At 40.2% G+C, this 13,933-nt stretch carries 8 protein-coding genes; 7 read left to right on the forward strand and 1 reads right to left on the reverse strand.

The annotated features are described in order from the left end of the window. Nucleotides 1-21: 21 nt before the first annotated feature. Nucleotides 22-672 carry a hypothetical protein gene (locus IPO83_02105; GenBank protein MBK9730075.1) on the reverse strand — a complete coding sequence of 217 codons (651 nt, stop codon included), beginning with the start codon at nt 670-672 and terminating at the stop codon, nt 22-24. 454 nt (nt 673-1,126) lie between these two features. Here IPO83_02105 and IPO83_02110 point away from each other — a divergent pair, with 454 nt between their 5' ends. From IPO83_02110 to IPO83_02140, 7 genes are all read left to right on the forward strand, one after another. Next, nucleotides 1,127-1,288, forward strand: coding sequence for a hypothetical protein (locus IPO83_02110; GenBank protein ID MBK9730076.1), 162 nt, complete (start codon nt 1,127-1,129; stop codon nt 1,286-1,288). 68 nt (nt 1,289-1,356) lie between these two features. Next, a complete protein-coding gene (locus IPO83_02115; protein MBK9730077.1) occupies nt 1,357-3,627 on the forward strand; it encodes a T9SS type A sorting domain-containing protein in 2,271 nt (756 codons plus the stop codon). A 302-nt stretch (nt 3,628-3,929) separates the two neighbouring features. Continuing rightward, nucleotides 3,930-6,659, forward strand: coding sequence for a T9SS type A sorting domain-containing protein (locus IPO83_02120; protein ID MBK9730078.1), 2,730 nt, complete (start codon nt 3,930-3,932; stop codon nt 6,657-6,659). Nucleotides 6,660-6,984: 325 nt separating this feature from the next. Further along, nucleotides 6,985-8,580: a T9SS type A sorting domain-containing protein gene (locus IPO83_02125; GenBank protein MBK9730079.1), complete on the forward strand. Its 1,596-nt coding sequence runs from the start codon at nt 6,985-6,987 to the stop codon at nt 8,578-8,580. Between the two features lie 325 nt (nt 8,581-8,905). Beyond that, nucleotides 8,906-11,188 carry a T9SS type A sorting domain-containing protein gene (locus tag IPO83_02130; GenBank protein ID MBK9730080.1) on the forward strand — a complete coding sequence of 761 codons (2,283 nt, stop codon included), beginning with the start codon at nt 8,906-8,908 and terminating at the stop codon, nt 11,186-11,188. A gap of 5 nt (nt 11,189-11,193) precedes the next feature. Further along, complete coding sequence (locus IPO83_02135) at nt 11,194-11,604, forward strand: hypothetical protein (protein ID MBK9730081.1); 411 nt, start codon at nt 11,194-11,196, stop codon at nt 11,602-11,604. Nucleotides 11,605-11,606: 2 nt separating this feature from the next. After that, nucleotides 11,607-13,931, forward strand: coding sequence for a T9SS type A sorting domain-containing protein (locus tag IPO83_02140; GenBank protein ID MBK9730082.1), 2,325 nt, complete (start codon nt 11,607-11,609; stop codon nt 13,929-13,931). The last annotated feature ends 2 nt before the right edge of the window (nt 13,932-13,933 follow it).

The following is a 13,933-nucleotide window of genomic DNA, read 5'->3' on the forward strand; positions in this document are numbered from 1 at the left end:
GAACTCGAATAATTACTCCCCTTATTTCCCAATTGCAAACGCCAGTCCGCCGCCTAATCCAAACTGATAGATAGTTGAATAAGTGCTTGCACCGGCACTAACGCCTCCCGTACCAAAGTACAATCCACCGCCCATTGCCTGTACGGCCGATAGTAATTGTATTTGAAGTTTAATGGCAACTTTTTCAGACGCCCAAATATTGGCACCACCGCGAATGCCCCAGGCGAATTTTGTAGGCGTCGAGGAATTATTAGTATCTGGATTAGTAATATTGGCAATAACCATTCCTGCCATCAAACCGCCGAATCCATCTACTTTTCCTCCGGGTTTTTGTACATGTCGAACACCGCCAAGTAACACGTAGTTGATTGCCATATCAAGGTCGCTGCGTTGTATGTTGTTATTGTAATAATATTCCGTGTTAGGTGCATGCGTGTCTTCACGATAATAAAGTAACTCAACACCATAGGCTGGGTTTACCAGGTATTCCAGTCCACCGCCCCATTGAAAGCCGTCCTGAATCTGTCCGTTATAATAATTATAGGCATCATAATAGGAGTCGAATCTATCAGGAAATACATAAGCGCTGTAAAGATTTAGCCTGATGTCTTGGGCATGGCTTAAAACGCTGAACAGGCAAATCATCAATACTGAAGAAAACAGTTTTTTCATGGTAAGTGGATTTTATGGGTATAAATAATCTGCAATGATAATACTTCCAAATGTAATTTCACTGATACCTGTCTGTACGCTACGAAGCTGTTTAAAAATAGTTTCCGGAATTATAAAAGCCGTTTGTGAAGATTCAAGCGGCGGCGGCTTCTCCATTGTTTGTGTATTCACAGCCAACTTCATTAACCACTCTCCATTGATAAAATGATTTTTAAACAGTCTCGCAGATTAATAAATTTTTCATGATTTAATTCCTGTGTGCACTTAAGTGTATTTAAAAAGAAAATGATTTCGGGGAAATTGGTTTTTTTCCGCAATAGTTGAAACAACATGATGTTCACAGTATTAAATGGAGAACATAATCCGGCAACAATCCGCTGCTTTAAAAACTAGTAATCCTTTGTGATTTATCGCCGGTTTAAAATGAGCGAATGGGTGCATTCACGTAAAAAAATTGGAACAGGTATCCGATGCGATGACTTCTTTCAACCTTGAAGATGACCATTATCATTTTTTACTACACTTTGCCTATGCAATTTTGTTCTTTAATGCAACGCTTCATTGTGTGAAGAGCATAAATGAGCAGGCGGACGTGCGCAGCATTGATTTGTCATAGGAGTTAAGGATCATTTACCTAATGACATCTGGATAATAAATGATTCAAAACAATAAAACTTAAGCCACATGAAAACAATATCAAACATGTTTTTCCTTTTAATGCTTATTTTCTTAAATGGAGTATCAGCACAAAATACTTTCGAAAAGACATACGGAACAACAGGAGATAATTTTGCGAATGATGTGCAACTCACCAGCGATGGTGGTTATATTATAGTAGGTACGGGAAAATTTTCCGGTAATAACGGTGATATTTTCCTTCTTAAAACAAATTCGTTGGGCGATACTTTGTGGACACGTTTTATTGGTGGTTCAAGTGTTGACCATGGAAACTCTGTAAAGGAAACTGCGGATGGTGGTTATATCATTGCAGGTTCAACCGTGAGTTTCGGAGCTGGTGCGTCAGATGCTTATCTGGTAAAAACAGATGCAACGGGAAATGTAACCTGGAGCAAAACATATGGAACCTCCAGCAATGATGAAGCTTATGGAATTGTGCAAACGGTTGATGGTGGTTATGTTTTTTCCGGAACTGAAAAACAATCCGGACTTAATGGATACGCACATCTTGTAAAAGTGGATGCCACAGGAAATGTATTGTGGTCGAAAACTTTTGGTAACAGTACCAGAAAGAATTTTGCTTACACTCTTTTACAAACTGCTGATCATGGCTTTGTGATTGGTGGCTGGGAAAATTTAAATCTCGGTATCAACGATGACATGTGCCTGATCAAGACAGACAGCACTGGTACTTTACAATGGTATAAATCATATGGTGATGTCGGGCACGATCAGAATTATTCGGTGCGCCTGGCTAACGATGGTGGATTTATTATTGCAGGAATTACTTTCAGTGCCTTCATTTTCGAAGTGAATGTAGTGAAGACGGATGCAGCCGGAAATCTTGAGTGGACCAGGAATATTGGAGGAAATGCGGAAGATGATGCATATGCAGTAACTTCAACAAGCGATGGAGGTTTTGTTTTCTGTGGAACAACATCAAGTTTTGGAACTACTCACGCCGGTTATATGGTGAAGCTGAATTCCGCAGGAAGTGTACTCTGGAGCAAAACAATGGGCAATAGCGGCTGGACAGGTTTTTTCGCTATTCAGGAAGCGACTGATGGCGGACTGATACTGGCAGGAGCGAAGAATGAAGTGTATGGAGCCAGCGGAAATTTATACCTCGTTAAAACAGATGCAAACGGAAACAGTGGTTGCAATACAAGTGTCATTTCGACTTCATCAACTCCTTCTATTTTGGTTGGAGTTCCTGTTGCGCATTCCACTTCCATTCAATCGGTTAACACTGTTGCTACATCAGTTTTATCCGGAACATCGGTTACTACCATCTGTTCTTCCTGCGACCCAACATCATGGTATCAGGATTTGGATGCCGATAATTATGGAAATACTGCTGTTACCCAATTATCCTGCGCTAAGCCGGCAGGATTTGTTGCAAATAACATGGATTGCAATGATGAAAATGCAGCTATTCACCCTTATGCAGATGATGTGTGCAATGGAATTGACGATAACTGTGATGGCGTGGCTGATGAAAATGCAATTACTGCTATTGTAAATCCATCAGGTAATGTTACACTGTGCAATGGATCAACCATTTCATTGGATGCAAATATTGGTAGTGGTATTATTTACCAATGGTATAAGAATAGTGTCGCAATTTCAGGAGCTACCAATTCAAGTTTTATTGTAAGTAAGAAGGGTAATTATTATGTAAGTGAAACAAACAGTTATAGTTGTTCTTCTGTTTCCGGTACGGTTAATGTTTCCGTTAGCGCTTTGCCGGCAGCGGTCATAACACCTTTGGGTAATCTTAACATCTGCATCGCCGGTTTCGTTGATTTACAGGCAACTTCCGGAACAGGATTCACCTATCAATGGATTAAAGGAAGCAGTATCCTGGTTGGCGCAACCAATCAAATATTTACTGCTACTGCCAAAGGAAATTATAAGGTGAAAGTGACGAACCCAGTGGGATGCAGCAAAACTTCATTAGCTGTAAAAGTGGTGAAAGCATGCAAGCAAGGTGATGGGGAAAATGAAAACCTGCATACGACATTCACTTGTTATCCAAATCCATCCAACGGGCAATTTACGATTGATTTGAAACTAATTGATGTAAAACAGGCAACGGCAACCATCGAAATCAGTAATACATTGAATGAAAAAGTTTTTGTCGAAGAGGTTGCAATGTCTGATGGAACATTAAATTGTGTAATCGGAACGGACCATCATTTCAGTGCAGGTATTTATTTAGTGAAAGTAATTGCAGGAAATCATGTATTTTCAGGAAGGGTTGTAGTAGTGCGATAGACTGTTTTACCGGTTTGTGGCAGGAAAAAATTCATTCCTTATTTCGGAAGAATTGTTTGACTGAAACGTTTCCTAAAACTGGCAACATCGCACTCATTAAATGAGGATATTTGAAGAGAAATGCTCCCTGATTTCTTTTGTAAAGTAAAGCGCATGTACAAAATTGCGTAACTGTTTCAATGTGCTGAATGGTGAGATGCGGCCGAAATCCATCGCGGTGATATGGGATAGGCCAAATAGTAAATCAGGTTAAATACAGCAGGATGAATTTGCATCATCAACACTTTTTAAAATTATTTTCAATGTACAGATTGATCACTTTTTTGATTCTTCTAACACTTAGCAGTGTGAGTTCAGGCGGCATTATAACAAAGTTGCAGGGAACCTATAGCAATGGCCAGGTATTTCTTACCTGGAAGAATATACCGGGTGAAGCCTATTACAAAGTGTACCGTTCAAAGGTGTCGATTACGGGTAGTACTCAACTTGCTGGCTGCGAATACCTGGGATGGACAGATAAAAATTCCGCGCAGGATAACAACCTATCCGCGCACAATGGAATTGTTTCTTATTATCATCTTGACTCTAATGACATTCCGCTGAAACCTGGCGTAGGATTGTTTGTGGCAACTACGCTCGAAGATGGAAATTATTTTTATGCTGTTACTTCCATCTTAAATGGTGTTGAAAATCTATCGGTTGTTGCGGGAAGCAATTCTATTACACAAGCTATTGCAGAAACTGTTGCCATCACACTCCCTGTATTTCAGATACATGATCAGGCGGGAAATGAATCTATAGATATTTATACAATTTTTTATTCAACGAAAAAGGCGATTGGTGAGCCCTTGCAAAACAGAGCAGGATTTATTGCGATGGATTTCGCGCTCAATCCACATTTTTCAGGCGAGGGTGTTCCTGGTCTTAAGGTGCTCTTTCATGGCGGCGGTGATGATTTCTTTTGGGGCATGCAAAAACCGCCAGGCAATATGATTGTTTTAGGCATGGAAGAATTGTTGCCGAATGATGCAAGCGATTTGGGATATGGAAGCAATGAAAATTATGATTTTTATAAGGACAACACCGACAATGAGGTTCCAACAAGCGGCATCAATTATGATTTTCAACAGGCAATTATATTCCAGGCAATAGATTGGGTGATTAATCATTTGCCTGTTGACAGCAACAGAGTATACCTAAAGGGAACGTCCATGGGTGCCGGAAGCGCATTTATGTATGCAATTGCGCATCCGGAGAGAATTGCTGCTTTGCTTTTAACAGTTCCCTGTTTCAATTACAGTTTTCAAAATGATTACAATCCTATTTGTGCACTTAACACTGGTAATCAGGCAAGAATGGATGGTGACATTAAATTTGGAAAAGTCAGTACCAATCTTTTTTCAAATGCAGGCATTCGTTTTTATGATGCTGTGAATGGGGGCTGGATGATTCATACTTACCAACAAAAAAATTTCCCGATGATTTTTGCATTGAATGGCAAGCATGATGAAATGGTGGGATGGACAGAGAAGCCTGTCTTTTATGATTCCGTGAAGGCAAATCATACCGGCGGGTACTTCTTCTGGGATGGGAGAAATCACGGTGGTAACAATTCCACCTGGAATGATGAATCATATGATTTGTTTCGCTATGCAAGCAACCGTTCCTTTCCGGCTTTTGCGAATTGTTCCAACGATGAGGATTATGGAATTGGGAATGATGTTACCGGTGCGGACTATGGAACAGTTAACGGTTCTCTGAATTGGGATGAAAGCACTATTGTTGATAGTCTGTATTTATGGCAAGTGAAGATATTTGTTCGCGATTTACTGACAAACACCGGCTTGCCGGTTAAGTATCCGGATTCCTGTACAGTGGATATCGCGCCGCGCAGGTTGCAGCAATTTGAGATTGCTCCGGGATCAACGTTCAATTGGACCGTGACACATAAGAATACTGTTATCCAATCCGGTAGTCAGGTTTACGATGGCGGTTTGATCGTGATTCCTGGAATAAAAATTTTCAAAGACAGTAGTATCATTACTCTTGTGTGGAGTAACGCTGCTCAGTTATTTTTTCGTGATATCGATAATGATGGGTATGGGAATGCACTTGAATTTATTGCTGCCACCATTCCACCGCCCGGATACGTGGTTGACAGCACCGATTGTAATGACAATAATAATTTGATTCATCCGGGAGCAACCGACTTTTGTAACGGAATTGATGATAATTGTAATGGTGCAGCGGATGAAAATTCAATTGTCGCAAATGTGAATCCTTCAGGAAATATTGAATTGTGTGAAGGGTCGTCAGTTACTCTTTCAGCAAGTATTTTTGAGGGCATCACTTTTCAGTGGTTTAAAAATGGCATCAGCATTTCGGGAGCAACCAATGCAACCTATACTGTTACTAAGAAAGGAAACTATTATGTGAGTGAAACGAACAGCTACAGTTGTTCATCTTCATCTGCTAAAGTTAAAGTTTCGATCATCGCAGCACCAACCGCCTCCATCACACCTCTTGGAAATCTTGATATCTGCTTTGCAGGATATGTTGATTTGCAGGCAAATGCAGGAATAGCGTTCACGTATCAATGGCAGAAGGGAAATGCTGTACTGACAGGAGCTACTGATCAAAACTATACAGCTACAACAAAAGGAAATTATAAAGTAATGGTGACCAATAGTGCAGGATGCAGCAAAACATCTTTAGCTGTAAAAGTGGTGAAGTCATGCAAGGAAAGTGGTGTTCATGCCAATGCCGGTATTGCTTCCATAGTTTGTTTTCCGAATCCTTCCAATGGTCGATTCACCATAAGTTTGGATTTGATCGACATTCAGGCTGCTACTGCTACTGTGGAGATAATTAATGTGTTCAATCAAATAGTTTATGTTGCAGAAGTTGTGCATAGCGGAGAAAAACTGAATACAGTAATGGGAGAACACGAGCCATTCAGCGCAGGAATATATACAGTAAGAGTGATTACAGGGGATCATGTTTTTTCAGACAGGGTAGTTGTACAACGGTAGGCTTACTTTTAATTGAATTGTATAGTTAAACAAGAATATATGTTAAAATATCTGCTATTCATTGTATTTACAACCTGCCACAGTTGTACATATATATCACGACGCTGAAACCAGGGATTTAATTTGATGACCATTATCATTTTTTGTTTCTATTTCTTACGCCAATTTTGTGTTGTGATTTCTCAGGATTATAAGTTAGTGTTCTCATGGAAACATTGTTCTGTGAGTGATCGCTGAATCATTGAATATGATTCCAAACGCTGGATTTTAACCTGTGGAAAGTCCATAAGTATTTTCTCACATTAACACATCTAAACTCTGTAACATGAAAAAGATTACAACATTGGTAATTGCAACAGCATTGCTGTTTTCATTGGCAGTTACAACAACGGCTCAGCCTACATTAGACCCTACGTTTTCAGGAACAGGATATAAACTTACAAAGGTAGCACCAGCGAGAGATGATATTGCGCGCACAGTGTTGGTACAAGAGAATGGCCGTATCCTGACAGGTGGTAATAGTTTTAATTCAATTGGTTATTCAAATATCGCCATCACAAGACTCAAACCAAACGGAGCTTATGATAATACATTTGGAACAGCAGGTATTACCACTATTACCGGAGGATTTTTTTGCGATATGGCATTAACATCCAATGGAAAAATAGTAGTAGCGGGAAGTGGTGTTGGTCCAACAAATGTTAATAATTACATCGTGTACCGGCTGAAAAAAAATGGAACGCCCGACACCACATTTGGTATAAATGGTTCTGTAGCAATCAATATTCCTAATAGCGGAATGATCTGTTATGATGTAGCTGTTCAGTCAGATGGAAAAATTGTTTTAGGTGGATACCAGGGTGGTTCAGGTGGTTATGGAAATATGTTGGTGGTAAGATTGAAGAGCAATGGTACACTGGATAATACATTTGGAACAGGCGGTATGTACACTTTGTATCTGACTAAAAAACATTCTGAATGCCACCAGTTGCTCATTCAACCGGATGGAAAAATTGTTGCAGGCGGATATATTGATACGCTGGTGATGACAGCTTTTTACCGATATGATTATGCTGCCATCAGGTTAAATGCAAATGGAACACTCGACAATACATTTGGTGCAGGAGGAATTGTGAGGGCAGATAAAGGTACAACCGATGTGGTGTACGCAACTGTACAGCTTTCCGATGGCCGTATAGTATTGGGAGGCATTTCAAATTACTACGGAATTACGCAGTTCGCCGCTTTGTGCCTGACACCTGATGGATCTATTGATACGCAGTTTGGTACCGATGGTTGGAAATTTATTAGCTTCTATGGTGGCACAACATTTTGCGAAGCAATGGCAACCGAAGCTGACGATGACATTGTGATTGCAGGAGTTGCCTACAACACTACATCATCAGGGACCAAATATTCAATTGCATTGTCGAAGATAAATTCACTGGGGGTATTAGACAACGCTTTTGGTGACGGCGGAATTGATACTTCTCTGTCTTCCATCGATTATCATACAGCCAATGATGTTGCACTTCAATCGGATGGCAAGATTGTGATTGCCGGATACTGGAATGTTAACGGCGGCAAAGGTTCCTTTCTTACCGCTCGCTATGCCAACTCTCCTGGTGCTGCAAAAGAATTTACAGTAAGTAATGAAAAACAAAACCTGCTTTTATTTCCTAATCCTGTGTCAGGAAATTCATTCAATGTAAGCTACCATTTGTCCGGGACTTCAAATGTAATGCTCACCGTTTATGATCTCAATGGAAGAATCGTGTTCACCTGTGATTTTGGGGCAATGGATCCTGGTATGTTAAACAGGAGAATAACACTACCGGATCAGATTTCGGCGGGGTTATATATTGTTCGACTTGATTTGGATTACGGCGTGATTATAGATAAGATACAATTGATCAGGTGACTGTAAAGGGAGCATCCGTATTTATTGGTTTAGTCATTTACTTCAGGTATTTACTTGCTTCACGCATGCGCGGTATCTGAAATACAGGCAGGAAAGGCGGAATCTTTTTTGGTGCTTTTAAAAGTCATTGACGGAGGTTCTTTAGAAAGATTTCATTTGAACGATTAAAGGTGATGGACAGTTGAAACATTCATCTGTTACATCGCCCCTTTTTCCCTGTTCAGTGACATTTAATTTCAGGAGACTGTTCGGTTATATAGTCTTACAATTAATTATTTAAAATTCGCTGGCAATGAGGATACCTATAACAATCAATTTGATTTTTTTGATTTTGATAAGCACCTGCTCATTTGCGCAAAATGTAGACTGGAAATTCCTCCGTAGTGCAAATACCGGCATGGGCGGCGATTTTGTGCAGACCATTGAAGTAGATCGCTTCGGAAATAAATGGACGGGCGGTTATATGCCTTTCTGGAGTGAAGGAAGCGTTGCGCGGTTTAATGATACCGTTTGGACTAACTGGAGCAATATTGAGGGATACCTTCCCGCAGATCGTGTGTATGATGTTGCATTCGATAATTACGATGGTTTGTGGGTGGCCACTAATGGCGTCGGTTATGGAATTGATCATGGTGGCATTTCCCATTATGATGGCACAACCTGGGCAACTTATACCACATCAAATTCTCCGTTACCTGCTGACGATATGCGGGGAATTTGCGTTGACAACAACAATAATGTATGGGCAACATTTCATGATGTGACGAATGGGCAAGGTGGTGTTTCTAAATTCGACGGTTCAACATGGACAATTTATACGCCTGCAAATTCAAATCTGCCTTCTTATGATGTTGACAAGATAGATGTAGATGCACAAAACAACATTTACATCGGATGCAACTTAGGTCTCATAAAATTTGACGGCTTAAACTGGATATTATTCACCACTTCAAATTCCGGAATCAGTAATAACAATGTTACTGATGTGGAATATGATGCAAGCACGGGTAAAATTTACACAGCTACAGGTGCTGCTGTAGATATTTATGATGGTACGGATTGGACGCATTTCAACAGCAGCAATTCACCACTATCCAGTTCAGGAATTTGGTCGGTTGATGCAAGAAATGATAGCATGATTGTAACGACGATAGGTGGAAGTTATCTCACTTATATTTTTGACGGCGCTAACTGGATCACACATCCTGAAATGGATCACACCTACGATTCGCGAATTGATCTTCAGGGAAATTTCTGGATCTGCGGAATTGGTTTTATTGAAAAATATGACGGCAATTCATGGACTACCTATACGAGATACAACACCGGGCTGACTTCCTATTTCATGAACAGTGTTTTTGTGGATTCGAAAGACCGCAAATGGTTTGGTGTTTCTGATAATGGTGGCATCTCCATGTTTGATTGTCCTGTTTGGGAAGATTATGGCGCATGGAACTCAGGTTTGTGGCCGGCACCCATTACAATGGCTACATCAGGAACTTCAGCAACAGAAGATACTTTTGGAAATGTCTGGATGAGTTATTATGCAGGCGGAATTGTAAAAATTCCGGAAGGCGATGTGCACAATTATCCGGCATGGGTTACCTGGCAGGCAGGTGCTGTGCCTAATGCTACCTGTAAGTTGATTGCTGCCGACAATTCAGGCGATGTATGGGCGGAAGGTGGTTGTGGTTTGGCAATTCGTTATGATCATCTTACCGGTGAGTGGATTCAATATAATTTGTATGATATGGGATTGCCTTGCGGAAGTAATAACTATATGTATTCTATTAAGCCGAATCCAAATAACAATGAAGTCTGGTTTTGTACGCAAGCTGGAATTGCAATTTATGATGCCGGTACATGGACCATTAAATCGCAGTCAAACGGCGGGTTGCCCTTTCAGGGAGAGTATTACGATGTGGCATTCGATTCACAAAACAATGCATGGGTGGCAAGTGATGATGGCTTGATAAAACTCACGGGTGCAACATGGACCATTTACAATGAATCCAACTCACCGTTAATTGCCAATCATATTAATTCGCTTACGATTGATGCAGACAATCTGCTTTACCTTTCAACGAGCAATGTTACCACCTTCCCCTATTACGGTGGCATCAATACTTTTGACGGAATGAACAACTGGCAATCTTATGCCTATGGAAGTTCACCGCTTCCTCATTATCAATTAGGGCAAGTTGCATTAGATAAACTTGGGAATCTCTGGATCAACAGCGCATCTGAAGGTGTTATCATCTTTAATTCAAATGGTGTACAAGGTTGGGAATGCATTGATACTTCATTGGAAACAGGTATTGCAACCGGTGGAGTTTCTGTAGGAAATGAATTGAGTACGATAGCAAAGTGTTATCCGAATCCATTTCTTTCTACTACTACTTTTGAATTCAATTTAGCAAAGACAGGAAATGTTTCCATCAGCATTGCTGATATAACGGGCAGAGAGGTGAAGAAAATAGTAACGCAAAATCTTCCTGCTGGAAACAATAAAGCAGTTGCAGATTTATCTGAACTGGAAAGCGGAATATATATCTGTATAATAAAAGCAGGTGAAAAAATTCAAACTATTAAACTCGTTAAAAATTAAATAAAATGAAAAAAATCATTGGCATTTCATTTCTTCTGATTGTAATTGCAACTACATCCTGCAAGAAGGACGACAACACTGCACCCATCAAAAACAACATACAGGATGGTGTATGGAAAATTACTTTGTATGAAAGCAATGGCAATGATGAAACCAATCATTACACCGACTATCAGTTTCAATTTGCTTCGAATGGAACAGTGACTGCTTCAAAAACTGGTAACACCGTGAGCGGAACCTGGTCAACCACAACAGATGATAGCCAGGAGAAACTCTTGCTCGCGTTTACCGTCAGTCCTTTTGATGAACTCAGTAATGACTGGCACATTCTTAATCAAAGCGCATCACTTGTTGAATTGGAAGATGTGAGTAATGGCAATGGTGGTACAGAACATCTTACTTTTCAAAAATTATAAGCATGAAAAAATTGTTACTGATTTTATTGATTATAAAAATAGTTTCGGTGCCTGTGCAAGGTCAAATCATTGATCCAAACTGGAAATACATTCGTTCCACCAATACAGGTTTGGGTGGCTCTTATTTCCGGAATCTTGAGTTTGATCAATGCGGAAATTTATGGACAGGAGGTTATGATCCTTTTTTCAGTGAAGGAAGTGTGGTGCGTTATAATAATTCCGTTTTCACTGACTGGAGTAATTTCGAAGGTTATATACCCAATGCACAAGTATATGGAATTGCATTCGACAACAATAATGGTGTTTGGGTTGCCTGCAATGCAAATACAAATTTTAATGAGCATGGCGGAGTTGCATATTATAACGGAGCAACGTGGACAAAATGGGATCACACTAATTCACCATTGGCAACGGATTATATGAATGCAATTGCCATTGATCACAATAACAATGTATGGGCAACATTCTCAGATTTCGGTGGGTCGCAAGGAGGTGTAGCAAAATATGATGGAACAACGTGGACCATTTATACGCCATCAAATTCAGGTATTCCTTCAACGGAGTGCACAGACATTGATGTGGATGCGCAAAACAACATCTGGATTGGAAGTAATCTTGGGTTGATAAAATTTGACGGATTAAACTGGATAACGTTTACCACTGCAAATTCCGGAATCAGTTTTAACGGGATAAGTGATGTGGAAGTAGATGAGAGTACCAATAAAATTTATGCAGCCACTACTATTTCTGTTGATATTTATGATGGATCAAATTGGACGCATATCAACACCGGCAATAGTCCTTTTCCTAATATCAATTTAACTGAAATTGATGCAAGAGGCGACACGGTTATTATTGGGTCGCTTGGTGGAGAATCAGGTGCATGGATTTATGACGGCGCGAATTGGATATCACATGTTTCACCAAGTCATGTTAAAGATGTGCGCATTGATAATGCCGGCAATTTTTGGGTGTGTGGAAATGGATTTGTCGAAAAGTATGACGGCATCAGTTGGGTAACTTATACGAGCATGAATACTGGTCTTACATCCATGTTTAACAATGATGTTTTTGTTGATAGCAAGAACCGCGCATGGTTTGCAAGTGGTGGTAATGGTGGTATCAATATGTTTGATTGCCCTGAATGGCAGGACTATGGTCCGTACAATGAAGGACTTTGGAATATTCCATTCACCTACACTGGTATCGGAGCTGGAACTACAGAAGACAGCTATGGTGATATTTGGATGTCGTATTACGGACTTGCCGGTGGTGTTGCACAGGTGACAGGTGGCGATGTAAACAATCCTGCTGCATGGCATATTTGGGACAACAACAACAGCGGAGTTTCTCTTCAATTTTTGAAAGGCATAGCAGCAGATCAATCCGGAAATGTTTGGGTTGGTTATGATGGATTCTGTTCCGTTGCAAAGTACAGTCATGCGACAAATGCATGGACAACATATAATTTATTCAGCCTTGGTCAAATCAGTTGCGGCTCAGGTTCAGGAATAAATTCCATTCGCGTAGATAATTTTAATAACGTATGGATATGTGGCCGCTCCGGACTGGCAAAATATGACCAAGCCAATTGGACATTTTATTCTTATCTGAATACACCTTTGCCGCAAGGCGATATTGCCGACGTCGCATTTGATATGTTGGGTAATGTTTGGGTTGCAACTGAAAATGGATTGTTCAAATTTGATGGAGTTACTTGGACGCTGTTTAACACTTCTAACAGTGGAATGATTGGCGATTATGTGTATACATTATTGACGGATGACAACGGACTGCTTTGGGTCTCTTGCGGTGAAGCGGTATTTCCGCCATATCCATCGGGCATTTGTTCTTTTGATGGAACAACCTGGACTCAATACACTACAGATAATTCCGGTCTTCAGGAAAAACTGGTGAAACGAATGGCGCTTGATACGCTTGGTAATGTCTGGGTAATGTCTGAAGGTAAAGGCGCAGCGATATTCAACCCCAATGGTGTAACCGGTTATGAATGTATCGACAAAAGTTTACAGTCTTGTATTGCAACCACCGTTGAGCATCCGGTTCAGGCAATGAATTCATTATCGGTTTTTCCCAACCCATTTATATTTTCGTCAACAATAACTTTTTATGTAGAGAAAGCCGGTCAGACATCCGTCAGCATTTATGATGCAACCGGAAAAAAAGTAAAATTGGTTTTTACTGGTCATCTTTCAAAAGGAAATCAGAAAATGGAAATTGATTCCAGGGGTTTATCTCAAGGAATTTATTTCTGTAAGGTTTTAACTTCTTCTTCATCTAACAGGATCAAACTGGTGATTCAATAAGC

The sequence above is a fragment of the Chitinophagaceae bacterium genome, assembly GCA_016717285.1.
GTDB lineage: Bacteria > Bacteroidota > Bacteroidia > Chitinophagales > UBA10324 > JACCZZ01.

What these genes read in the sequence shown, in the direction of transcription:
- IPO83_02105 (MBK9730075.1), bottom strand. Translation starts at nt 672, where the DNA reads ATGAAAAAACTGTTTTCTTCAGTATTGATGATTTGCCTGTTCAGCGTT.
- IPO83_02115 (MBK9730077.1), top strand. Translation starts at nt 1,357, where the DNA reads ATGAAAACAATATCAAACATGTTTTTCCTTTTAATGCTTATTTTCTTA.
- IPO83_02120 (MBK9730078.1), top strand. Translation starts at nt 3,930, where the DNA reads ATGTACAGATTGATCACTTTTTTGATTCTTCTAACACTTAGCAGTGTG.
- IPO83_02125 (MBK9730079.1), top strand. Translation starts at nt 6,985, where the DNA reads ATGAAAAAGATTACAACATTGGTAATTGCAACAGCATTGCTGTTTTCA.
- IPO83_02135 (MBK9730081.1), top strand. Translation starts at nt 11,194, where the DNA reads ATGAAAAAAATCATTGGCATTTCATTTCTTCTGATTGTAATTGCAACT.
- IPO83_02140 (MBK9730082.1), top strand. Translation starts at nt 11,607, where the DNA reads ATGAAAAAATTGTTACTGATTTTATTGATTATAAAAATAGTTTCGGTG.